The organism is endosymbiont of Galathealinum brachiosum (assembly GCA_003349885.1).
In the GTDB taxonomy this organism is placed as follows: Bacteria; Pseudomonadota; Gammaproteobacteria; order SZUA-229; family SZUA-229; genus SZUA-229.
Genome location: QFXC01000011.1, coordinates 324,680 through 347,730, shown reverse-complemented (window position 1 = coordinate 347,730; position 23,051 = coordinate 324,680). Strand labels below are relative to the sequence as shown.

Annotated in this window: 23 protein-coding genes; 10 read left to right on the top strand and 13 right to left on the bottom strand. The window is 41.5% G+C overall.

Translation table 11 applies throughout. The features are described 5' to 3' along the window. Positions 1-11: 11 nt before the first annotated feature. Together DIZ80_09940 and thiS are read right to left on the bottom strand one after the other, a co-directional pair. Positions 12-794: a thiazole synthase gene (locus DIZ80_09940; protein RDH82596.1), complete on the bottom strand. Its 783-nt coding sequence runs from the start codon at positions 792-794 to the stop codon at positions 12-14. Positions 795-1,273: 479 nt separating this feature from the next. Further along, complete coding sequence (thiS, locus tag DIZ80_09935) at positions 1,274-1,474, bottom strand: thiamine biosynthesis protein ThiS (GenBank protein ID RDH82595.1); 201 nt, start codon at positions 1,472-1,474, stop codon at positions 1,274-1,276. 243 nt (positions 1,475-1,717) lie between these two features. On the opposite strand from thiS, the gene DIZ80_09930 reads away from it, so the two are divergent. The 9 genes from DIZ80_09930 to DIZ80_09890 all read left to right on the top strand — a co-directional run bounded on the left by DIZ80_09930 (position 1,718) and on the right by DIZ80_09890 (position 11,216). Further along, positions 1,718-2,749, top strand: a complete 1,032-nt coding sequence (locus DIZ80_09930; GenBank protein ID RDH82594.1) for a hypothetical protein — start codon at positions 1,718-1,720, stop codon at positions 2,747-2,749. 190 nt (positions 2,750-2,939) lie between these two features. Next, positions 2,940-3,986, top strand: coding sequence for a glycine oxidase ThiO (gene thiO / locus DIZ80_09925; GenBank protein RDH82593.1), 1,047 nt, complete (start codon positions 2,940-2,942; stop codon positions 3,984-3,986). Between the two features lie 98 nt (positions 3,987-4,084). Next, entirely contained in the window at positions 4,085-4,729 is a 645-nt protein-coding gene (locus DIZ80_09920) for a hypothetical protein (protein ID RDH82592.1), read from the top strand. Between the two features lie 23 nt (positions 4,730-4,752). Further along, positions 4,753-5,223, top strand: a complete 471-nt coding sequence (gene pilV / locus DIZ80_09915) for a type IV pilus modification protein PilV (protein ID RDH82591.1) — start codon at positions 4,753-4,755, stop codon at positions 5,221-5,223. Position 5,224: 1 nt separating this feature from the next. Further along, the gene (locus DIZ80_09910) at positions 5,225-6,238 is read left to right on the top strand and encodes a hypothetical protein (protein RDH82590.1); all 1,014 of its coding nucleotides are present in this window, start codon (positions 5,225-5,227) and stop codon (positions 6,236-6,238) included. 6 nt (positions 6,239-6,244) lie between these two features. Then, positions 6,245-6,715, top strand: a complete 471-nt coding sequence (locus DIZ80_09905) for a hypothetical protein (GenBank protein RDH82589.1) — start codon at positions 6,245-6,247, stop codon at positions 6,713-6,715. 59 nt (positions 6,716-6,774) lie between these two features. Continuing rightward, positions 6,775-7,098: a hypothetical protein gene (locus DIZ80_09900; protein RDH82588.1), complete on the top strand. Its 324-nt coding sequence runs from the start codon at positions 6,775-6,777 to the stop codon at positions 7,096-7,098. Between the two features lie 64 nt (positions 7,099-7,162). Continuing rightward, complete coding sequence (locus DIZ80_09895; GenBank protein ID RDH82587.1) at positions 7,163-10,789, top strand: hypothetical protein; 3,627 nt, start codon at positions 7,163-7,165, stop codon at positions 10,787-10,789. 34 nt (positions 10,790-10,823) lie between these two features. Then, positions 10,824-11,216 (top strand): hypothetical protein, encoded by a 393-nt coding sequence (locus DIZ80_09890; GenBank protein ID RDH82586.1) that lies wholly within the window; start codon positions 10,824-10,826, stop codon positions 11,214-11,216. A 3-nt stretch (positions 11,217-11,219) separates the two neighbouring features. Here DIZ80_09890 and DIZ80_09885 read toward each other — a convergent pair whose 3' ends face one another. The 7 genes from DIZ80_09885 to DIZ80_09855 form a co-directional block, all read right to left on the bottom strand. Continuing rightward, positions 11,220-12,149, bottom strand: coding sequence for a 4-hydroxy-3-methylbut-2-enyl diphosphate reductase (locus DIZ80_09885; protein ID RDH82585.1), 930 nt, complete (start codon positions 12,147-12,149; stop codon positions 11,220-11,222). Between the two features lie 20 nt (positions 12,150-12,169). After that, positions 12,170-12,598, bottom strand: coding sequence for a peptidylprolyl isomerase (locus DIZ80_09880; protein RDH82584.1), 429 nt, complete (start codon positions 12,596-12,598; stop codon positions 12,170-12,172). Then, positions 12,585-13,076 (bottom strand): signal peptidase II, encoded by a 492-nt coding sequence (locus tag DIZ80_09875; GenBank protein RDH82583.1) that lies wholly within the window; start codon positions 13,074-13,076, stop codon positions 12,585-12,587. Before DIZ80_09875 ends, DIZ80_09880 begins: the two co-directional genes overlap by 14 nt. Then, positions 13,069-15,909 carry an isoleucine--tRNA ligase gene (locus DIZ80_09870; protein ID RDH82582.1) on the bottom strand — a complete coding sequence of 947 codons (2,841 nt, stop codon included), beginning with the start codon at positions 15,907-15,909 and terminating at the stop codon, positions 13,069-13,071. The genes DIZ80_09875 and DIZ80_09870 overlap by 8 nt, the downstream gene beginning before the upstream one ends. Positions 15,910-15,937: 28 nt before the next feature. After that, the gene (locus DIZ80_09865) at positions 15,938-16,876 is read right to left on the bottom strand and encodes a bifunctional riboflavin kinase/FAD synthetase (protein RDH82581.1); all 939 of its coding nucleotides are present in this window, start codon (positions 16,874-16,876) and stop codon (positions 15,938-15,940) included. Between the two features lie 77 nt (positions 16,877-16,953). Beyond that, positions 16,954-18,495: a murein biosynthesis integral membrane protein MurJ gene (gene mviN / locus DIZ80_09860; GenBank protein RDH82580.1), complete on the bottom strand. Its 1,542-nt coding sequence runs from the start codon at positions 18,493-18,495 to the stop codon at positions 16,954-16,956. Positions 18,496-18,550: 55 nt separating this feature from the next. Then, positions 18,551-19,222, bottom strand: coding sequence for a hypothetical protein (locus DIZ80_09855; GenBank protein RDH82579.1), 672 nt, complete (start codon positions 19,220-19,222; stop codon positions 18,551-18,553). A gap of 206 nt (positions 19,223-19,428) precedes the next feature. Between DIZ80_09855 and DIZ80_09850 the strand changes: the two genes are divergently transcribed. Then, on the top strand, positions 19,429-19,692 hold the full coding sequence (locus tag DIZ80_09850) for a 30S ribosomal protein S20 (protein ID RDH82578.1): 264 nt from the start codon (positions 19,429-19,431) through the stop codon (positions 19,690-19,692). Between the two features lie 180 nt (positions 19,693-19,872). Here the strand turns inward: DIZ80_09850 and DIZ80_09845 are convergent, their stop codons facing one another. From DIZ80_09845 to rplU, 4 genes are all read right to left on the bottom strand, one after another. Further along, positions 19,873-20,997, bottom strand: coding sequence for a glutamate 5-kinase (locus DIZ80_09845; GenBank protein ID RDH82577.1), 1,125 nt, complete (start codon positions 20,995-20,997; stop codon positions 19,873-19,875). Positions 20,998-21,039: 42 nt separating this feature from the next. Then, positions 21,040-22,107: a GTPase ObgE gene (obgE, locus tag DIZ80_09840; protein ID RDH82576.1), complete on the bottom strand. Its 1,068-nt coding sequence runs from the start codon at positions 22,105-22,107 to the stop codon at positions 21,040-21,042. A gap of 190 nt (positions 22,108-22,297) precedes the next feature. Next, positions 22,298-22,555, bottom strand: a complete 258-nt coding sequence (locus DIZ80_09835; protein RDH82575.1) for a 50S ribosomal protein L27 — start codon at positions 22,553-22,555, stop codon at positions 22,298-22,300. A gap of 23 nt (positions 22,556-22,578) precedes the next feature. Next, positions 22,579-22,890 carry a 50S ribosomal protein L21 gene (rplU, locus tag DIZ80_09830; GenBank protein RDH82574.1) on the bottom strand — a complete coding sequence of 104 codons (312 nt, stop codon included), beginning with the start codon at positions 22,888-22,890 and terminating at the stop codon, positions 22,579-22,581. Between the last annotated feature and the right edge of the window lie 161 nt (positions 22,891-23,051).

The window sequence follows — 23,051 nt, the reverse complement described above, 5'->3', positions numbered from 1 at the left end:
TTTGTATAAAATTAAAAGAATGTGCCATCAATAGGTGATGAGGCAGATGCAAAACGTTTGCGAGGCATACGGCCAGCTAAAAATGCTTCACGCCCGGCTTCTACAGCTTTTTTCATAGCTGATGCCATTAGAACGGGGTCTTTAGCTCCAGCAATTGCGGTGTTCATCAAAATGCCATCACAACCAAGTTCCATTGCTATAGCCGCATCAGATGCTGTGCCGACGCCAGCATCAACCAGAATCGGTACATTGGCATTTTCTATGATCGTTAGAATGTTATATGGGTTACGTATTCCCAGCCCTGAACCGATAGGAGCTGCTAGAGGCATTACTGCTGCACAACCAATTTCTTCAAGTTGTTTTGCAATAATGGGGTCATCAGATGTGTAAACCATAATGTCGAAACCATCTTTTACCAGTGTTTTTGCTGCTTCAAGAGTGGCTACGGTGTCTGGATATAATGTTTTCTGGTCACCAAGTACTTCTAGTTTGACCAGGTTATGCCCATCCAGTAATTCACGTGCCATACGGCAGGTTCTAACCGCATCTTCTGCTGTGTAACATCCAGCTGTGTTAGGCAGTATTGTGTATTTCTCAGGTGGCACAGCATCCAGTAAGTTTTCTTCGTCAGGGTTCTGACCAATATTCGTACGGCGAATAGCGACAGTGATAATGTCAGCGCCACTTGCTTCAGTTGCTTCACGTGTTTCAGTCAGGTCTTTGTACTTGCCTGAGCCCACAAGTAAACGTGATTGATAGGTTTTGCCCGCTATAGTGAGAAGATCATCGTTCATATTATGATTTTACTGGTTGGTTTTTTAGAGGGACATATCTTAGCATTTTATATAAATTTTTAAAATTATGCTTTGGTGAGTGGGATGGCAGTAATAATTGATAAGATAAATCGCTGTAGGAGTTAGTTTTAGCTGACGATTTATAAAAGGAAACATAGCAAGCCTGAATTGCTGATATAACATGTAACCTCTCAGATTTTTTATGTGTTTCAGAGGCTGGCTTTGTCGGGTTTGTGGTTACAAGAAACCGTCTCTGGTGTCTTCTACCCAGCCAGACATCCCTGTCTGGCGTAAATAAAGCTGCGTTTGCACACATTTAAGTAGAACAAACGATCTCTCAGGTTTTTAAGTGTTTTAAGAGGTGGCTTCGTTAGATTTGTGTTTGCAAGTAACCATCCCTGGTGTCTTCGATCCAGCCAGACATCCCTGTCTGGCGTAAATAAAGCTGCGTTTGCGCATTGAGTGCAAACGGTCTTTATTTACCCACCGCCGATGGCGTGGACTATTTCAACTATATCGCCATCTTTCAGAATGTGGTTTGGATGTTCTGCTTTTGTAATTATTTCGCGATTAACTTCTGCTGCAAGACGTTTACCTGTCATACCCTCATTATTGATGAGTTGTATGAGAGTGGTTCCCGAATCAATTTGTAGTTCTTTGCCGTTAAGTTGTATTTTCATTCAAGATCGATTTAGTTGTTGTAAAAAATGTGATTTTACACTGATTTTCAGCTCTTTTGATTCACAAACACGAAACTTGTGCTATATCTATTAACTAAAAAGAAAGACATGCTTTAAGAGAAAACAAGTGTAAATACCATAGGTTAGCGAATTCTTTTAAAGTAAATTTGTACAAGATGCTGTAAATTAAAGTAATAAATACGAATATTTTGTCAAAAATTTTAGCTTAAAGGGGTCTTAAGCGTGGTCGGTGTAACGAATAAACGAGTTGTAGGCAGTATTCTTGGTATTCTGTTAGTTGTTTCTAACTTCAGTAGTTTTGCTGGAGTGAATCCATTTAAAAAATCAAAAAACTATACATTTGGCGCGGATGCGGCATGGTATGAGAACAACAATACAGCAATTAAATCCGGCTCGGTTCGTGATGGGTCTGATACCAACTATTATCATTTAAATATTGATAAGTACCGATTATTGCTGCGTATGGGGAAAAATGATCCCAGTGGTGAGCTTGAAAACACACGATTATTAGATGGTCTGGCAATTGCGGAGATAAAAACAGATGGTCGCCGTTTACCAATATTCAACTGGTGTTTACAGAATCAGCAAAATCCGGGTAAAAAACTAAAACAGAATGCTATTGTGGCGAATGATGTTTGCATTAATGCAGGAGGAGGCGGTGACTTCGTCATTAATCTGGATAAGGAAAGTCACAATATTTTAAAAAGCGCAAATGTGATTGAGTTTATTATAGAACCATATGGACGCCCGGTTAAATTAACATTCACTATGTCGGGTTATGCGCCATTAATGGCTAAAATTAATAAACCTGTGCCGCCACCAGCACCAGTAGTTAAAAAGGTAGAGCCAAAACCTGCTCCAGTTGTTGTGGCAAAACCGAAACCCAGACCCAAGCCAAAACCGGTAAAAATGTGTTATGCCAGACCGCCTATTGATTTTAAATCGGCAGTGCCTGCAATCGCTTATCCCTGTAAAAATGAAGCTCGAAAATCTAATGCAGAAACAAAAATTTCTGCCAGAGTTGAGCATGAAAAGAAAAAAATGGCTGCGGAATTAAAAGCGGCTGATGATGAAAAACTGGCCAGGCAGAAGTCGGTTGAAGATAATAAACGTGAGGCAGAGTGGGATGCAAAACAGTCTGCTCTCTGGGTCTCAAGGTGTGAACGTCACTGGGCTAAAAATCGAAGCCCCTGTTATTGTGAGAAATATATGGATCAGGCGCCGGAAGGAGTTGTTAATACCTGCGGTAAGTAATTTGTAGTTTGTTTTGAGTTAAAGGCCCGCATCATTTGATGTGGGCCTTTGTTTATTGGGGCGGGGAATTTATAATAGGCATTTAGTTGCTACAGAATGACTGGTCGATGAACTATTCGGCCGTATTTTTTAGTTTTATTAATGAAATATGCGAGTTTAAGATGCCGTCTCAACGGGTGTTACCAGATTTATGACTGATTGTATTATTGTTGGCGGTGGGCTGATTGGCATGCTCAGTGCCAGAGAATTAAAAAAAGCAGGCCTTGATGTTCTGGTGCTGGAAAAAGGTGAGTTAGGTCGTGAGTCTTCCTGGGCCGGTGGAGGGATTCTTTCGCCATTACATCCCTGGCGTTATTCTGATGAAGTTAACCGGCTTGCCAGCATCGGCCACCAGTCTTATCAGCAAGTGGCTGAGGAGTTACACAGAGAAAGTGGTGTTGACCCCGAATTTGTTCGTTGTGGCATGATGGTATTGAAGAGCGAAGAGCAGAGTGAAGCGTTGGCATGGGCCGATAAGTGGTCGATGAATTTATCGCTCGTTAGTTCTGCGGCTGCTATTGATGAGCACATTCCTGGTCTGGCTAATAATTTCGAACAGGGTATATGGCTTCCCGATATTGCGCAGATGCGTAACCCGAGATTAGTGAGAGCCGCAAAAGGGAGCCTTGAGTTCTTAGGTGTTTCTTACATGGAAAATACCTGTGTAGATCAGCTTAACGTGCAAAATGGTCAAATTACAGGCGTTGTGGCTAACGGCAAAACTTACAATGCGAAACGTGTTCTGATTGCAGGTGGCGCATGGAGTGGCGAAATTTTAAAAAATCAGAGTGCACCAGATATTAACCCGGTAAAAGGTCAGATGATTATTTTCAAATCCGAACCCGGAATGCTTAAGGGGATTGTTTTAGCTGATAACAGGTACATAATTCCCAGAAAAGACGGTCGTATATTATGCGGTAGTACGATTGAGCACACCGGTTTTGAAAAATCTATAGATGAAAAAGTAAAGTGTGAACTGATAAAGAGTGCTGTGGAGATTTTTCCTGAGTTAGGCAAATCAGAAGTGGAATATCACTGGGCTGGTTTGAGGCCAGGTTGCCCGGATGGTGATCCGTTTACAGGCGTACATAATAATATAGAAGGACTTTATATTAATGCAGGTCATTATAGGAATGGTGTCATTCTGGGTATAGGAAGTTGCCGGAAAATTACACAGGAAATTTGTGACTCCTTATGATGATTCCGGTTATTAGACCGGACATTAAATCAATCAAACCGATTTTAAAACAAGCATTCCTTACCACTTGTCAGGCACTAGCTTCGGCTTATCTTTGATTGCATGACTTTCTAATAAACATTGTCTTAAATATAACCATGAAAAATATATCCGGATTTACTCTTATAGAACTGATGGCCACTATTGTTGTTATGGGCTTTCTTATCGCTGTTGGTTTACCAGGCTTTCAGGATTTTATGAAAGCAGGTCAGATCACAACCGTGAACAATGAATTTGTGTCTGCAGTTCAAGTGGCACGAAGTGGAGCCATTCAGTTGGCTGAGCCAGCATGTGTCTGTTCCAGCTCTAATGCAGAAAGCCCGACACCCAGTTGTAGTGGAAGTGATAGCTGGGAAGATGGCTGGATCTCGTTTGTTGATGTTAATACAGCTTCAGCAACTGATTGTGTATACGACGCTAGCGATGATGATGTTTTATTAAAGGCCTGGAATGGTGTGAATACTACCGTCGGGATGACAGTTAGAAGTAATAGTCCAACGATTAATGCATCAGACTTCATACGCTTTAATTCCCGTGGTATTCCTGCATCAGCACAGGGAGTCAGCATGCAGGGTATGTTTGTCATATGTGATGACCGTGGTTTGACTGTGGGTGCAGAGGTTCTGGGTAGAGGCGTTATCTTATCTGCCTCGGGTAGTTTGCGTACTACAAAAGATGCGGCGATTATTGGCGCCTGTTTATAGCGTTTTATTATTGAGTTTCGAATATGAAAAAGTTATTTAAAGCACAGCAAAAGCAACAGGGTTTTACCTTTCTGGAATCGTTATTGGCCCTGTTTATTTTATCTATTGGTCTGTTAGGCGTTGCCGGAATGCATGCACAGGCAATGAAGACCGGTTACGTTGCAACACAAAATATGTCGGTAGTGCTTAAAGGGGAAGAGTTGATTGAAAGGATGCGCGCTAATCCCGTGGGGCTTGCGGATTATGCCGGGGCGGCAGCGAGTTATGGCTGCACCAGTGGAAGCACATGTCTTCCTGCACAGATGGCAGCTGATGACCTGTTTATCTGGCAGGATGATCTGAATGCAATATTGCCTGCGCCTACTATTGAAGTGTTAGTTAATACGATACCTGAAGACCCAGCAGGGGATGTCAGGGAAGTGACTATTAATATTGACTGGTCAACCAAGAATATAAATTATAGCTATTCGACAGTAGCTGAAATTTGGCCATAACATGTGTTTGAGAGACAAAAGAATGATGCGTAATAAACAAAACAATGGTTTTACCCTGATTGAGCTGATGGTCAGTATGGTCATCGGTTTATTTTTGCTGGGTGGCGTTTTCACAATTTATTTAAGTAGCTCGCAAATGCAGAAAGTGGTTGAAAACGAAGTGCAAATGATGGGTGATGCGCGCTTTGCAATAGAAACCATTGCATATGATTTACGTCACGCAGGCGGTTATGGTCATCAAAATCATGAAAACAAAGTTCAGGTTAGAGACGAAGAAAATTTTGAAGTGATTGCGGGTCAGTGTAGCGGTGGAGCCACCCCTTGGGTTGTTGATCTGGACCGACCTGTATTTGCAGTTGATGACGGAACGGACTATTTAACCAGCTGCATGGATAAATGGACTCAGGGTGATTCGTTAGAAGTTCGTTATGCCAGTGCATTGCCTCTGGGTACGACTGAAGCCGATCTTACGGGTAATATGCTCTATTTGAAATCTGTTACAAAATACTCTTTCATGTTTCGGGGGAGTAATCCTCCGGCAGATCAGGATTTTTTAAGAAGTGATGGCAATATTGACCCTAACCTTCGTTATTTTATATGGAGAAGCAGAGCGTATTATATTGCTGATTACACAGATGTCGTAGGTGATGGTATGCCATCATTGCGTTTGGTAACACTGGAGCCAGGCCCGGTAGTAACAGACAGTGTGTTATTGAGAGGTGTAGAAGAGTTTCAGATACAGTTTGGTTTAGATACACCAGCAGTAGGTGGTGAGCAGGGTGATGAATCGGCTGATATCTATATGAACCCGAATGATGTAACGGCAGGTGGACACTGGAATAAGGTGATTGCAGCAAGAATATGGCTGGTGTTACGTTCAGAAGACACGATTGAAGAAGTAGACCCTTTGTCAACTTATACAGTGGCAGGTGTAAATCGAGTTAATGGTGATAAGTATAAGCGTGTTGTTGTGAGTACTTCTGTTCGATTAAGAAATATAAATACAGGTGATTAAGCTGTGATGAAAACAGGACAAGTAAAACAAAATGGTGCCGCATTGATCGTGGGTATGGTCATGCTATTGGTAATGACGCTAATTGGTGTAACCAGTATGAGTAGTACACGTACGGAATTAAAAATAGCGAATAATTTCAAAAATCACAGTAATGCGTTTCAGTCTGCAGCGCTGATGTTCGTGCGTGCAATGGTTGATCCTAATATTGACTGGTTGAGTGCAAGTGAAACAGAGCTTACAGGCAGTTATCCATCTGGGTATGTTTCGGCAAGTGGTTTAAAAGGTGGAGACTTAGGTGTTGTCTTTGTTGGTTGTCGTAAGTCATCTGAAGGTAATAGTTTAACCGGGGGTGCCGGTTCGGTTCTGGTTCATGAGATTTCGGTAGATGGCAGAGAATTAAATTCAGCGGGTGATACGGTTGGTGTTAGTCGTCAACTTGCTGGCTACAGAACATTTGCAGCAGGTTGTCCAGATTAAGAGTAATGAATGTGATGTTTTTTAAAAACGTTGGTAATAGATAAAGGAAGAGTGAACTTATGAAACTACAAATATTTTTGGTATTCAACTTGTTAATACTGGCAATTGCGCCTGTTAATGCAGATAGCGCATTTGTAACTAGTGAAATAGGTGTAGCCACAAAGTTTAGCTTAACAAACAATCTGACAGGTTTTGTGAATTATAAAAGATGTGAAACGTGTAAAACTGAACATTATAAAATCACGCCTGATATTAAAGCGTATTTGAATAATAAAGAAGTGCCACTGAGTAATTTTGTAAGTTCAAGAAAAAAACCTGACACCCTTGTGTTTGTGAGAAAGAGTGGTGAATTAGCTGGATTGAAATGGTTTTTAAAAGAATAAACTTAGTTCACTGAAAATTAGAGTATTAATACAGGTTGTTCGACAGGATTGATAAGGTACAGTTATGAAAAATTTAATTAAACAGGTCAGAATAGTTAGTAATGCAATGATGCTAACCATCTTTGTTGCTATTCCCGCTGTTGCAGAAGATATTGAAATTTATCAAAACTCGAATTTGGGTGCCAATTCGATTCAGCCTAATATTCTTTTTGTACTTGATACATCGGGCAGTATGGATGATGAGATAGAAACACAGATTTTGTATGATCCCGAAACAGATTACAGTGCTTTATCTGGTTGTAGTGCATTTAATGTAGATGATATTTACTATTTACCCGATGGAGACTCGCTTACAAATGTAGATTGCAGTAATACGTATACAGCTAACGATTTTGATATTTCTCAAAACAGATGTGACGCGTTAAATTATTCGTTATTTGGTTTGCGTAATGCTGACGGTACTTTTTTACTAGATGCATTTGGTAATATTCAAGGTGCCGGTGGTTTTTTACAGAGCCGTTTTACGCAGTGGGAAGGATCGCCTAAAAATATATGGGATAATCTTGATAAAAATAATCAAGCCAGTGAAAATATTATAGAGTGCCTGGCTGATGATGGTGAGCATGGTGTAGACGCAGTTTCAGCTGCAAAATGGATTGATACCATAAATAGTGGAGTGCAATACTCAACGAATAGTCTCACAGCAGCATGGGCTGGTGAGATGAGTGATAATACTATTTTCTATTCAGGAAATTATGCTCACTATCTCGCGTTTGTTTCCGATGCTAGTAATAATGTGGATGTTAAAAAAATAGATATTATGCGAAACACTATTATTTCTATTATGGATGGTGGTGTAAGTAATGTTGATGTAGGCCTGATGAAGTTTAATGCGCCAAATACGGATGGCAATGGTTGGAACCGTGGCGGTACAGTAATGCACCCGATAGTTGATATTAAATTACCTCGTAATGATTTATTCGCTACTATGAAAAGCTGGGATGCAAATGGTGGAACACCATTAAGTGAATCAATGTATGAAGCGGTTCGGTATTTTCAGGGTAATACGCCTTACTACGGCGGCCCCGGTGGCGGACCATATTCTGCCTCTGGAGATGCGATTGAGGGCTCAACTACGTTAACTGATGGGGGGACGAGTTATTATAAAAGCCCGGTTAGTTTTGAGTCAGCAGAGTGTGAGCGTCAGTTCATTATTTTATTATCAGATGGTGCGCCAACCGTTGATAATGAGGCAGACGATGAAATTGTTGCTTTACCCGATTTTGAGAGTACGGATGGTGTAGCTGATGCCTGTGTTGGTAGCGGCAGTGGTCGATGCCTGGATGATTTAACAAAACACCTGACAGAAAAGGGTGTTGATGTTCGACTGAATGATAATCCCGGTAGTGTTAATGCTGCGAGTTTAACTGGTTCAACTGCAGAAGATGTAAAGATTTCAACTTATACAGTTGGCTTTGATACCTCGTCAGGATTTGATCAGACGCTTTTAAGAAGTGCTGGTGAAGAAGGTGCAGGTCCCGGAGGTTATAGAACGGCAAATAACGCAAGTGATCTATTGCAGGTGTTTATCGATATTGTTGAAGAAATTAAAGAAATTGATACAACATTTGCTTCACCGGCTGTTTCTGTTAATGCGTTTAACAGAACAACAAACCGTAATGATTTATATTTCACATTATTTAAACCTTCTAACAGGCCGCACTGGGATGGCAACTTTAAACGCTTTAAATTACAGTTTGATGCAACAGGTGTTCCAGAAATAGTTGATCAGAATAATAATGCTGCAATTGATGCTACAACCGGTTTTTTTGATGAGAATGCACAAAGTTTCTGGACTGCCGATGCGGATGCACCAGATGGAAGTAATACCGAGCTGGGTGGTGCGGCTAGCCGCTTGTTTGCGGGAGGCACATTATCAGATAGTCGTAAAATTTACAGTAATCTGGTTTCAGGTTCTGCACTAACTGCAAGTGTTAACCGAGTGGAAGAAAATAATGCTAATCTTACCGATGCCATTATGGGTGTAACCGGTACAGATAAAACGAATTTAATTATGTGGGCTCGGGGCATTGATATTAATGATGATGATAGTGATGGCAGCACGACTGATGCAAGGCGTGAAATGGGCGATCCTTTGCATTCACAGCCGGCATTAGTTGAGTATTTTGATGGTGATACAACTGATCCAGCAGTTGCTGCATTTGTGGCGACCAATGATGGTTATCTTCATGCATTTGATACACGTACGGCTACTTCTAGTAATGCACGTGAGTTGTTTGCCTTTATTCCAAAAGAGTTATTACCTGGTCTGAATACTATTTATACAAATACCAGTTCATCGAAACAGTATGGTCTGGATGGTAATGTGACCGCTTATGTTAATGATGTTGATAAAGATGGTGTAATAGAAACCGGTGATAGAGTTATTATTTATGTCGGTATGCGTCGAGGTGGGCAGAATTATTATGCTTTAGATGTTACCAATCCGACTACACCGGTATATCTGTGGACTATTTATGGTGGACAGGATAATACCGTTAATGGAGGCCTGGGTGATTACAGTGAATTAGCACAGTCCTGGTCGACCCCGCAAGTGAAAACAATTCGTTTGAATGGTGCAGATGTGCCGGTACTCATTTTTGGTGCCGGTTTTGATGTTGATCAGGACAATGCGACAACTAGAGTTGCCGATGATGAGGGACGAGGTATTTTCATCGTTAATGCAATTTCAGGTGAATTGTTATGGCGTATGGGGCCCGATGCCGCTGCTGATTTACAGGATGCAAATATGATTTATAGTATCCCTTCTGATGTTGCGGCAGCCGATGCTAAAGGTGATGGTTATGTGGATCATCTGTATGTTGGTGATATGGGTGGTCAAATGTGGCGTGTCGATATTAATAATACATTAGGTGAAACAGAGACTAATATTGATAATATTATTACTGCAGGTAGAGTTGCAGATCTGGCTGATGATGACGCAATTTCTCATCGTCGTTTTTTCTATCCACCTGATATAGCGTTATTAAAAGATATTAATGATAATTCATATCTTTCGGTTTTAATTACATCGGGTAGCCGGGTTCATCCTATCAATAAAGATGTTCAGGATCGTGCGTTTATGCTTCGTGACTTACCTGTTTTTGGAGCGCCTTCAACGTATGAGACTAAACTGGTAAATAGTACAACGCAGGATTTATTTGATACTACGGATAATGCGATTGGTGAGGGAACTAATGCTGAGCGTGCAGCTGCATTAGCGGGCATGCAAAGTAAAGATGGCTGGTATATTAATTTTGATGCCAGTGTAGGTGAAAAAGGCTTAACCAAACCGTTGATCTTTCAGGGTGAGGCATTTTTTGCTACGTTTGTACCAACAGATCCATTACTTATCACTGACTCTTGTGGCCCACGTGAAGGATCAGGTTTTCTGTACCACATCAATCTTGGTAACGGTACACCAGTTGAAAACTATGACACGATAGTTGATAACGATATTGATAACCTTACCAGTGAAGATAGAAAGAAAACCCTGGTTCGTGCAGGTATACCAGCGGCCCCAACACTTGTTATACCAGCTGATGGCGCGGCTGTCTGTGTGGGTACGGAATGTGATAAAGCAGAAGGTGTTGGCTCACATGTCAGGGTTTACTGGTATGAAGAAGAGTAAACCGATTAATATAGAGTATAAAGAGAGATAAAGAATGCTTAAACATAATGGTTTTACATTAATAGAAGTGCTGATTGTTGTGGCAATTGTTGGTATTTTAGCAAGCGTTGTCATACCGAGTTATCAGGAGTTTGTTTTGGAAACCAAACGAACAGATGGAAAAGCAGCATTGCTGGATATGGGGGACAGACAGGAGCGATATTATTCGCAAAATAATACCTATGCATCTAGCACCGCATTATTATATGGAGCTGCTGGTACTCAGTTATCACCAAAAGAGTTTTATGTGTTAACAATAAATAGCGGAGACACTAATGCATTTTTAATAACGGCTACTGCTCAAGCTGAACAAACTGATGATACTGCTTGTATTACTATGACATATAATCAGGCGGGCGCTAAAACGCCTGAGGCGTGCTGGGAATAAAATTTAACGCAAATCCTTGGGCAACTGAAAAATAATATTTTCTTTGGGGCCGCTATCGCTGGATAGCTCAGCCCCAAACCATTCTTTAATTTTTTTAATTACGTCATCTACCAGTAATTCAGGTGCAGATGCGCCGGCACTTAGACCCACCGTTTCTATGTTTTTAAACCATTCTTTTTTTAATTCTTCAGCATTGTCCACTAGATAGCCCGGGATATTATTTTTAATCGCAAGCTCTTTTAAACGATTAGAATTTGAGCTGTTTGGAGAACCGACGACAAGGATGAGTTCGCATGAATGTGTCAGGCTTTTTATCGCATCCTGACGGTTTTGAGTGGCGTAACAAATATCATCTTTTTTTGGACCCTGGATATTCGGAAACTTATTTTTAAGTTTAGAAATAATATCTTTCGTGTCATCTACAGATAGGGTTGTTTGTGTTACATAGGCTAGTTCAACGCGATTGTTAATGTCTAAATTTTCAACATCACTCGTGTTTTCAACTAAAAATATCTGTGCAAGATCGCTATCGAACTGTCCCATTGTTCCATCAACTTCAGGGTGCCCTGTATGTCCGATAAGAATTACGTTAATGTTTTTCTGGGCGTAACGAGAAACTTCCATATGCACTTTTGTTACTAAGGGGCAGGTAGCATCAAAAACTTTTAGTTGTCGGCTTTTAGCTTCGTTCTGTACAGCTTGAGAAACACCATGTGCACTGAAAATAACAGTGGCGTCATCAGGGATTTCACTTAGCTCTTCAACAAAAATAGCACCATTTTTTTTAAGGCAATTGACAACATATGTATTGTGTACAACTTCATGACGAACATAAATAGGTGCGCCAAAGATATCAAGCGCTCTTTCTACAATTTCAATAGCACGGTCTACGCCTGCGCAGAAGCCGCGTGGGTTAGCAAGTTGTATTCTCATAAAAAATTAAACCAAGAGGGTTATAAAATAGCATTGATGTTGGCAGTAAATTTTATTATACGGCCTGCAAGTGGGTGGCTAAAATCTACCTGAACCTCCTCATCTGATATGCTGATTATGGTGCCCATAATTTCGCTATCATCTGGTCCGTCAAAAGCAATTACCTGATTTTCTTCAGGAGGCATATCATCAGGGAAATCTGTAACCGGGATGCTGTGAATATTATTTTCATCGGGCATGCCAAAAGCAAGTTCTGGTGATAATTCAACAGAAACTGTTTCACCTGCGGCTTTACCGATAAGTGCATCTTCCATTCCGGGAGTCAGGCTGCCATTACCTATTTCAAATTCAATGGCGTCATCGTTAAAATTAGACTCAATTTCAGTGCCATCTTCAAGTTCCATTTTAAATAGAAGTAAAATGGTGCTATTGTTTTCAACTGTCTTCATGTGGGTTCTTCAGTGTGTCGTAAATTAATAAAATTGCACCGACGGTAATTGCTGAATCAGCGATATTAAATGCGGGCCAGTGATGATGCTGGAAGTAAACATCAAGAAAATCGATTACATGGCCATATATGGCACGATCTATCAGGTTACCAATAGCACCACCAAGTATAAGGGCGAGAGCCGAGTACTGGAGTATCTGGTGTGATTTTAATTTCTTTATCCAGAGGTAAATAAAAATACTAACAGCACTGGTTAGAATTAGAAAAAACCAGCGTTGCCAGCCACCTGCGTTAGCAAGAAAACTAAATGCCGCGCCCTTATTGTACATAAGGGTTAAATTAAACATGGGCATTACTTCAATGGGTTGATGGTATTGTAAAAAGTGATCAGCGAGTAACTTGGTAAGCTGATCAAATACAATAACTAAAATGCTAATCCAGATCCATTGTCGGGTATTAATTAAATTACTATCAGGCATAGTGTCGTGTTTCACCGTTACCATCTACATTATCAACACAGCGACCACATAATTCAGGATGATCTGAATGAGTGCCTACATCTTCACGCAGGTGCCAGCAACGTGCACATTTTACGTGATTTGATTTTTTAACATTAATGCTGATTGTTTCACCGCTTTCTAGTTTGATTAGTTCACATGATTCAGGTGCTTCACTTGCATCGTGTACTGAGGCATAAGAAGTGATTAATACAAAACGTAATTCATCATCAAGAGATTGAAGTGTATTAAGTAATTTGTCACTACAGTAAAGGCTAACTTCAGCATCGAGTGAAGAGCCTATTTCTCCATCAACACGAATCTGCTCAAGTTGTTTACTAACCTGTGTTCTTGTCTCGCGAATGGAAGACCAGAAATCAAAGTTCATTGTATCCGAAGGGCTTAAGTCAAATAGTGCGTCATACCAAGTTTCAAGTAAAACGGAGTCACCATGCTCGCCGGGAATTTCATTCCAGATTTCTTCAGCAGTGAAGCTTAAAATTGGTGCCATCCAACGAGTCATTGCTTCGATGATGTGATAGATAGCCGTTTGTGCAGAGCGACGAGCAACGCAGTCTTTGTGTGTGGTGTATTGACGATCTTTAATAACGTCCAGATAAAAGCTGCCCATGTCTTCAGAGCAGAAGTTATGTAATTTCTGATAAATAATATGAAAGTTATAGTGCTTATATGCATCAATAATTTCATTTTGAATATGCAACGTTTGTGCAACGGCCCATTTATCCAGAGCCAGCATTTCATTCTCTTTTAACATATCGGTTTCAGGGTGAAAACCGTTTAAATTAGCTAGAAGAAAACGGGAAGTATTTCGAATACGGCGATAAGAATCTGCTGTACGTTTTAAGATTTCATCAGATACAGATATTTCGGCGCTGTAGTCAGTTGAAGAAACCCAAAGACGTAAAATATCTGCACCGAGTGAATTAAATATCTTTTGCGGTTGAATAACATTGCCCAGAGATTTGGACATTTTTTTACCGTCAGCATCAACAGTAAAACCATGGGTAAGAACTGCTTTGTATGGCGCTGTATTTCTAACGGCAACAGATGTTAGTAACGAAGATTGAAACCAGCCTCGATGTTGATCAGAACCTTCCAGATATAAATCAGCTGGAACATTAAGCCCTTCTCTTTGTTCTAACACGCCAGCATGGCTAACACCTGAGTCGAACCAGACATCTAACGTATCAGTGACCTTGTCATAATTAACCGCGTCATCACCAAGAATATCTTCAGCTGATTTTGAGAACCAGGCATCTATACCTTCTTTTTCAATATCGTTAGCAATTGTTTGTATTAATTCCTGAGTATTTGGATGCAGTTCGCCGGTTTCTTTATGAACAAAAAGAGTTATAGGAACACCCCAGGTACGTTGACGAGATATGCACCAGTCAGGGCGACTTTCAACCATGCCCTCTATACGTGCCTTACCCCAGTCAGGCATCCACTGTGTTTCATTAATTGCGGTCATTGCCTGATCACGAAGACCATTTTGTTTCATGCTGATAAACCACTGTGGTGTAGCACGGAAAATGATCGGTGATTTATGCCTCCAGCAGTGAGGATAACTGTGTTTCAGTTTGCGAAACTTTAACAGCACATTATTTTCTTTTAATTTATCAATGATGGCATCGTTAGCTTTATTAACATGTTGGCCAGCAAATAATTCGGTATCAGGTAAAAACACACCATTACTACCAACCGGGTTATAAACTTCAAGACCATATTTTGTGCCGACGATATAGTCATCCTGGCCATGTCCAGGTGCTGTATGCACGGCACCAGTACCCGCTTCAGTTGTGACGTGGTCACCGAGAATTACCGGTACCTGCCGACTATAAAATGGATGTTGTAATAACTGGTTTTCTAGAGCACTGCCGTTACAACGACCAATGATAGTGAATTTTTCAGCTTCATAACGTTCAAGTGCGCTTTCATGAAGCGCTTCTGCTAATAATAAGTTAATACTGCCAATATGTGTTTCTGCTTTTACCAGAACATATTCAAGATCCGGGTGAAGTGATACGGCCATGTTGGCTGGTAGTGTCCAGGGCGTCGTTGTCCAGATAACAGTGGCAACGGGCAAGTCATTTTTTTCTGCATCACATGCTTTGAAAAAAACATCAGCATCGATAGCTTTAAAAACAACATCTATTGCTGATGATGTTTTATCTTCATATTCCACTTCAGCTTCGGCAAGTGCTGACCCGCAATCAAGACACCAATGAACAGGTTTACTGCCTTTGTGCAGGTGCCCTTTGTCAATTATCTTTCCAAGTGTTCTAACAATGTTTGCTTCAAAATTAAAATCCATTGTTAGATACGGGTTTTCCCAGTCGCCCAATACGCCCAGACGAATAAAATCATCTCTCTGACCATTCACCTGTGTTTGTGCATATGTCCGGCATTTATCACGGAAAGTTTTTGCATCTACTTTCTGTCCGGGTTTACCTACTTTCTTTTCTACATTTAACTCAATGGGTAAACCATGACAATCCCAGCCTGGAATGTAAGGTGCATCAAAACCATCAAGGGTACGACTCTTGATAATAATATCTTTTAATATTTTATTTACAGCGTGGCCGATGTGAATGTTGCCATTTGCATATGGAGGGCCATCATGCAGAATGAATTTAGGGCGGCCTTCACTGGCGTTACGAATTTTTTGATAAAGATTTTTTTCCTGCCATTTTTTGAGCATCTCAGGCTCACGTTTAGCCAGATTTCCGCGCATAGGAAAATCAGTGGCTGGCAGGTTCAGTGTGTTTTTATAATCTGTTGTTTGTTCGGTCACTTGTATATATTCTCAAATAAGTTCTGGTTTATTTATCTGTTTTTGAGGCAAAAAAATCTTTAGCCTGTTTACTGTCTTTAATGATCTGTTGTTTTAATTCATCAAATGAATTGAAACGTTTTTCATCGCGAATTTTTTGTTTAAATTCAACGCAAACTTTTTGTCCATAAATCTCTTTATCGAAATCGAAAAGATGTACTTCCAGTTGCAAATGTTGCCCGTCAACTGTTGGGCGTTTACCAATGTTAGCAACACCATTTGCCGACAGGTTATTCTCGCCGGTCATATGTACTGCATAGACACCGTGAACAGCTGTAGCATGTCGATGTAGTTTTATGTTTGCAGTTGGAAACCCGATAGTCCGTCCCCGTTTATCTCCATGTGCGATACGTCCGCAAATCTGATAAGGCTGCCCAAGCATTTTTTCAGCATGAGTTAGCTGGTTTTGCATAAGAGCCTGTCGAATACGTGTGCTGCTAATGCGTTCGTCCTGATAACATACACTGTCTGTATTATGTACCTCGAACCCGTGTTTTTTTCCTGCCTGTTGCAGAGTTTCAAAATCACCGCAACGTTTTTTCCCAAAGCGGAAATCATCACCTACCAGTAAATATTTTACATTCAGTTTTTCCAGTAGAATTTTGTTTATAAAATCATCTGCTGATAACTCAGCAAGTTGATGATTGAATCTTGCGCATAAAAAATAATCAACATCTGCATTTTGTAAAGCACACCATTTTTCTCTTATCCTGTGTAGTCTTGCAGGTGCAGTTTGCCGGTCAAAATATTCCATAGGCAAAGGCTCAAAGCTCATTATGCAAGAAAGTAAATGCCTTTCTCTGGCTGCTTTATTGAGATTTTTTAAAATCTCAAGATGTCCAAGATGTACACCATCAAAATTACCAATTGTAAGGGCGCAGCCGCGATGCTCTTCACTCAGATTGTGCAGGCCTCTAATAAGTTGCATTGGTAATCAAATGTCCACTTTTAAAAAGGAAGGAATTATACCTGATAAAGCGGCTCATGTGGGCTGGAGGCTGTTAATTAATGCTGCAGGTGTTTTAGTCTGAATCCGCAAATAAAGAGGGATGTAATATAAATAGTTGCGGCAATGGTAACAAAGCCCAGTAAGTATGGAATACGCTCTATTAAAGGCCAGGCCAGCCAGTTATCAATAGAGGGGGTAAGCTGTATTAAAAAAGCAGCCATTAAAGTGTTTGCTATCAGCGCCTGAATGAGTAGTTTTCCCCAGCCATTTTTGTGTTTATAGATGCCCTGACGTTTGAGTCCTCGATAAAGCATAAACGCATTCATGTAGGCTGAGCCGGAGGTTGCAAGTGCCAAACCGGTATGAGGGCCTTCAAATTCAGTCATTACCATGGGTATAACAAATAACAGGTTAAGAAACATATTGGCAATCATTGCCTGTATACCGATCCGCATAGGCGTTTTGGTGTCCTGTCGAGCATAAAAACCCGGGGCAAGTACTTTAATATAAATAAAGGCAGGTAGACCCAGTGCGTAGGCCATCAGGCTTAGCGATGACATTTCAGTATCATGTAAAGTGAATTCACCATAACCAAACAGGGTTGCTAATAAGGGGCTGGCGAGTAGTAATAAGCCTAATGCAGCGGGTAGTGCGATTAATGTGACCAGCTTGAGTGCCCAGTCCAGAGTCTGGTTAAATTGTTCGTTTGACTGGTTAGCGTGTTGTTTGGACAGGCTGGGTAAAATAACCGTTGCCAGCGCTATACCAAAGACGCCCAGTGGAAATTCAACCAGACGGTCCGAGTAATATAACCAGGATACGCTGCCGGCGATCAGGAAGGAGGCGATAATGGTATCAAGTAACAGGTTTATCTGTGCTACGGATGAACCGATGATGGCGGGTAGCATTAATGTCTGTATTTTTTTAACGCCTTCATGCGCACGTTTAAATTGAGGTTTGGGTAAGAGTTTTAGTTTTGCCAGAAACGGAGTTTGAAATAGTAGCTGCAGGAAGCCGGCAAAAGCAACGCCCCAGGCTAGCGCCATTATTGGCTGAGTAAAGTACTCTGCTCCCCAGAGAGCGGCAGATATAAGAGATAAATTTAACAAAACGGGGGTAAATGCAGGTACGGCAAACTTGTTGTAGCTATTTAATATGCCCCCGGCAAATGCGGTAAGGGCAATAAAGAATATATAGGGAAAAGTAATGGCCAGCATATCGGCTGTGAGTTGAAATCTTGATTCATCTGCAAAACCCGGCGCGAAAATGTATACCAGTAAAGGGGCGGCAAGTGAGCCAATGATGCTTAATATTAATAAAAATCCGCCCAGGGAGCCTGCAACATGATTAATCAGGTCTTTAAGGTCCGCAAAACTTCGTGTTTCTTTATATTCAGAGAAAACAGGTACAAAAGCCTGTGAAAAGGCGCCTTCTGCAAACAAACGGCGCATAAAGTTAGGGATTTTGAAAGCAACAAAAAAAGCATCAGTCCCACCATCGGCACCAAAAAATGTAGCAAAAATGATATCGCGAGCAAGGCCGAGTATGCGCGATAGAAACGTCATTACTGCAACTATCGCGGTTGATTTAAATAACATGATTAATTTCGTTGTGTGTCATTATCAGAAAAGGTCAGGCTTGATCAGCGCCTCCCTAGTGGTCTTCCATATGTAAGACAATCTGCTCATAGACATATGCGTTAATTATCAGTTTCTGATCATCATTTAATTCCAGAAATTGCACGCCATATTTATTAAGCATGTCTTCTTTATCGTTTCTGTCTTCAGGTGTAGAGATATTTCTAATAATTGCCTTGATGCGTATATATTTTTTAATATTGGCAATCTCAAGCTCTATAGAAATACTGAGCTCGTCATCCAGCTTGCCCAGTTCTTTTTTTGTTTGCAACAGAGCGCCAGTAGCGCTGGTGTTTAACATAGAGATAGAAAGACTTTTATTCGGTGTAGAGATAGTGGTAACTGAGACCACAACTTCAGTTTCCACTCGTCTGGAGCCTCGCACCGTAATACGCTCAATGTCTTTAGGGTGGCGCAAATGCACGTGAGGGTAAGGGATGCTGTAATATTTAATAACAGAAGACTCAAAACCATAAACATCATTTCCCTGAAGCATACGGACGACAAAGGGCTGGTTTTCTTTTAAAAGCGGGAGTTTGCCGTTAACGCTGGGTGCGTTAATAATAATGCTCTTGTTTGGGCTATAGCCAATTATCTTGGCGGTTAGTCTTTCACGTCCATCCTGAGGAATGAACTGTAATTGAATCGGGTCGCCTAGTTTGACCTTGAAGTCTTGTTTGTCTTCCATATTCTCATTTTTAGTAGTAAGTGGTGCATATTACACTGATTTCTAACTTATTTAGTATGCTTTAGTCGCTAATATAAGCATTTAATGTATTCGTGCTTGACAAAAGCCCCTTAAACTGGAAAAATCTGCGCCCCATTAGGATATTCTCTGGAAAAGCTCTACGGAAATATTCTCAGACAATATCATGATATATAGGAAAGAATAAATTGGCTAATACATCACAATCTAAAAAACGTGCCCGTCAGGCAATCAAACGCCGTGCTCGCAATGTAGGCATGGGTTCTATGTATCGTACTTTCGTAAAGAGAGTTGTATATGCGATTGAGGCTGGTGATAAAGCAGCTGCAGAAACAGCATTTAAAGAAGCGGTTCCTGTTATCGACAAAATGTGCGGTAAAGGTCTGGTTCATGCAAATAAAGCTGCTCGTCAAAAGAGCCGTATGAATTCAAGAATTCGTGCAATGGCATAAGTTTTAATAACTTAATGTTTAGAAAGAGCCGGCCTTGAGCCGGCTTTTTTGTGCCTGCGAAATGGAGAGTTGGCCCGTCAGAATGTATCTCCATCGGGGAAAGGTCGCTGCTTTTTGCGCCCTGTCCCCTGTTGTGATGCCATCAAGAGCCGTATGAAGTCATTTGTCGGGTCGATTGCTTTAAATTAGAACCAGATTATCGCGATGAATTAATTCAGCTTCATCAACATAACCCAGTATGCCTTCTATTTCGTCCGAGCTTTTGCCGCAAATCTTAGCTGCTTCAATGGCGTTATAATTGGCCAGCCCGTGGGCAATTTCTCTGCCATCATGGCTAATGCAGGACACCATTTCACCACGAATGAAGTTGCCATTTACCGAGGTTACGCCCACCGCTAACAGGCTTTTTCCGGAGGAGAGTAAAACTTTGCTTGCGCCTTCGTCCAGCGTTAGTTGTCCACTGACCTTTAAATGCCCAGCTAACCATTGTTTACGGGCTGCCATGGGTTCTGCGTCGGGTAGCAGTAAAGTGCCGTTTTCTTCGCCTCTGGCAACGGCCAGCAATGCGTCAGCGTTACGTCCACTGGTGATTAAAGTGCTTGTACCTGATCTGGCTGCACGTTGTGCAGCACTTAGTTTTGTGCTCATGCCGCCCTGTCCCAGAGAGCCACCACTACTGCTGGCCATCTTGTGCAAACTGGCGTCGTTGGCCTGACCGGTAGAGACGAATTTAGCGTCAGGGTTTTTTCTTGGGTCTTCGCTGTACAGGCCTTGCTGGTCAGTAAGTATGATTAACGCATCTGCTTCAACCAGATTAGCGACCAGTGCAGCGAGTGTATCGTTATCGCCAAATCGAATCTCATCAGTGGCAACGGTATCGTTTTCATTAATTATTGGTATTACGCCAAGATCTAACAATGAGCGCAATGTGCTGCGGGCATTAAGATAGCGGCGGCGGTCAGACAGGTCATCGTGAGTAAGTAGTATTTGAGCGCTGAGGATACCATGTTGCTGAAAACAGGATTCATATGTCTGTACCAGCCCCATTTGGCCCACTGCAGCCGCCGCCTGTAAATTATGTAGTGCTTTGGGGCGATTGTCCCAGTTCAGGCGTACCATGCCTTCCGCTACTGCACCGGATGATACAAGTAATATTTCTTTGCCCTGCTGGCGAAGTTGAGTAATCTGCTCTGTCCAGCTCTTAATTGCTGCAGCATCTAATCCGCGGCCATCATCAGTGACCAGTGAGCTGCCGATTTTGATAACCCAGCGTTTTGAGTTTGCGAGTTGTTGGCGTGTTTTCATGGGCTTATATTGTATAAGAAATTATATTTTGATACGCGCGTATTATTCGGCTTCATCTTTGTTTTCAGCTTCCGGCCTTGCTTCCGCTGTTTTTATTCTGTCTTTTTCTTCTTCAATGTAAGTCATAATGTCGAATACTAAAGCTTGTGTACCGGTTTTGGAAACAGCAGAAACACGATAGCTTGGGCCCTTCCAGTCCAGGCGTTTAATAATGTCGTCACAGATTTCATTCGCTTCTTCATCAGGTAACAGGTCTGTTTTATTGAGTATTAACCAGCGAGGCTCATTCAGCATGTCAGAACTGTATTTTTCCAGCTCATTTAGAATGATCTTTATGCTTTCAACTGGATCTATCTGATCATAGGGTGCGATATCAACTATGTGTAATAGTATGCGAGTACGGCTCAGGTGTTTTAGAAATTGAATGCCCAGGCCGGCACCTTCAGCTGCGCCTTCTATCAGGCCGGGAATGTCTGCAATAACAAAACTTTGAGATGTGCCCACATCAACTACGCCAAGGTTGGGGTGTAGAGTGGTAAATGGATAGTTAGCAACTTTAGGGGTTGCGTGTGATACGGCACGAATTAAAGTCGATTTACCCGCATTAGGTAAACCGAGCAAACCAACATCGGCAAGTACTTTTAGTTCAAGGCGTAATTCACGGCGTTCACCCTCTGAGCCTTCTGAACATTGCCTCGGAACGCGATTAACAGAGCTTTTATAGCGAGTATTACCTAAACCGTGGAAGCCGCCCTGAGCGACGAGTAAAGCCTGATCATGTTCAGTGATATCACCAATCAGTTCACCTGTGTTTTCATCATAAACCAGTGTGCCATTAGGAACCTGAACAAATAGATCATCGCCTTTTTTACCGGTCATGTTGCGTCCGGAGCCTTTTGTGCCGGGGCGCGCAGTATAGGTTCTAACAGTACGAAAATCTGAAAGTGTATTTAAATCGTGACTACCAATAAGGAATACGCTGCCACCATCACCGCCATCACCACCATCAGGGCCGCCGCGAGGGATATATTTTTCACGCCTGAAGCTAACTACGCCATTTCCGCCGTCACCGGCAATGACTTTTATTTTGGTTTCATCTACAAAACGCATGATTATTTAGCCCTCGATGGCTAGTTTTATGGCATAGAGCTCTGAGAGTGTAAGAGTACACCGTAGAGGTTTATGTAATTTACCAACTCTGCGCCTCTGTGTCTCTGCGTCAAAGATGTTTGTGCATAAAAAAACCCTGCTATGAGTAATCAAGAGCAGGGTTTTTAGAGTTTTGCTAAGACTTAAGTCTTTACGCAGCAACCACGCTCACTGTGCGACGGTTTTTAGGGCCTTTTACCGAAAACTCCACTTTACCTTCTGCTTTTGCAAAAAGAGTGTGATCACGACCCATGCCTACATTGCTTCCAGGATGAAACTCTGTACCACGTTGACGAACCAGGATGTTACCAGCGATAACTGCCTGACCACCATACATTTTAACGCCTAAGCGTTTACTTTCCGACTCGCGTCCGTTACGCGTACTACCGGCGGCTTTCTTATGTGCCATTTTAGAATCCTCTTGTTACAGGTTTAACCAGCGATGCTAGTTACTTTAATCTCAGTAAAGTACTGACGATGACCTGTGCATTTTTGATGATGTTTACGACGACGAAACTTCATAATATGAACTTTCTTGTGACGACCGTGAGATAAAATCTCGCAAGTTACCTTGCCGCCCTTTAATAGTGGGCTACCAATCTTCAGTTTATCGCCATCAGCGATCATAAGTACCTGATCGATTTCGATAGAGTCACCCTCAGCGCCTTCCAGTTTTTCAACTTTCAGATATTCACCTTCAGTAACCTTATATTGTTTACCACCGGTTTTAACTACAGCGTACATACCGGATAACTCCTAAAATTTGTGTGTTAAGTTTTCTGTTTTCAGAAAGGGTGCGAATTGTAGCGATTTGGAGACCAAACAACAAGCTAAAATACACTTAAAACAGGTATTTTATTGAAAAAAGATGAAAATAATGGCCATAAACGTGGTTGCGGCCAGTT

Excerpts from the sequence above, each read along its gene's own strand:
- DIZ80_09940 (RDH82596.1), bottom strand. The coding sequence starts at position 794 with ATGAACGATGATCTTCTCACTATAGCGGGCAAAACCTATCAATCACGT.
- thiS (RDH82595.1), bottom strand. The coding sequence starts at position 1,474 with ATGAAAATACAACTTAACGGCAAAGAACTACAAATTGATTCGGGAACC.
- thiO (RDH82593.1), top strand. The coding sequence starts at position 2,940 with ATGACTGATTGTATTATTGTTGGCGGTGGGCTGATTGGCATGCTCAGT.
- pilV (RDH82591.1), top strand. The coding sequence starts at position 4,753 with ATGAAAAAGTTATTTAAAGCACAGCAAAAGCAACAGGGTTTTACCTTT.
- DIZ80_09910 (RDH82590.1), top strand. The coding sequence starts at position 5,225 with ATGTGTTTGAGAGACAAAAGAATGATGCGTAATAAACAAAACAATGGT.
- DIZ80_09905 (RDH82589.1), top strand. The coding sequence starts at position 6,245 with ATGAAAACAGGACAAGTAAAACAAAATGGTGCCGCATTGATCGTGGGT.
- DIZ80_09900 (RDH82588.1), top strand. The coding sequence starts at position 6,775 with ATGAAACTACAAATATTTTTGGTATTCAACTTGTTAATACTGGCAATT.
- DIZ80_09895 (RDH82587.1), top strand. The coding sequence starts at position 7,163 with ATGAAAAATTTAATTAAACAGGTCAGAATAGTTAGTAATGCAATGATG.
- DIZ80_09890 (RDH82586.1), top strand. The coding sequence starts at position 10,824 with ATGCTTAAACATAATGGTTTTACATTAATAGAAGTGCTGATTGTTGTG.
- DIZ80_09885 (RDH82585.1), bottom strand. The coding sequence starts at position 12,149 with ATGAGAATACAACTTGCTAACCCACGCGGCTTCTGCGCAGGCGTAGAC.
- DIZ80_09880 (RDH82584.1), bottom strand. The coding sequence starts at position 12,598 with ATGAAGACAGTTGAAAACAATAGCACCATTTTACTTCTATTTAAAATG.
- DIZ80_09875 (RDH82583.1), bottom strand. The coding sequence starts at position 13,076 with ATGCCTGATAGTAATTTAATTAATACCCGACAATGGATCTGGATTAGC.
- DIZ80_09865 (RDH82581.1), bottom strand. The coding sequence starts at position 16,876 with ATGCAACTTATTAGAGGCCTGCACAATCTGAGTGAAGAGCATCGCGGC.
- mviN (RDH82580.1), bottom strand. The coding sequence starts at position 18,495 with ATGTTATTTAAATCAACCGCGATAGTTGCAGTAATGACGTTTCTATCG.
- DIZ80_09855 (RDH82579.1), bottom strand. The coding sequence starts at position 19,222 with ATGGAAGACAAACAAGACTTCAAGGTCAAACTAGGCGACCCGATTCAA.
- DIZ80_09845 (RDH82577.1), bottom strand. The coding sequence starts at position 20,997 with ATGAAAACACGCCAACAACTCGCAAACTCAAAACGCTGGGTTATCAAA.
- obgE (RDH82576.1), bottom strand. The coding sequence starts at position 22,107 with ATGCGTTTTGTAGATGAAACCAAAATAAAAGTCATTGCCGGTGACGGC.
- DIZ80_09835 (RDH82575.1), bottom strand. The coding sequence starts at position 22,555 with ATGGCACATAAGAAAGCCGCCGGTAGTACGCGTAACGGACGCGAGTCG.
- rplU (RDH82574.1), bottom strand. The coding sequence starts at position 22,890 with ATGTACGCTGTAGTTAAAACCGGTGGTAAACAATATAAGGTTACTGAA.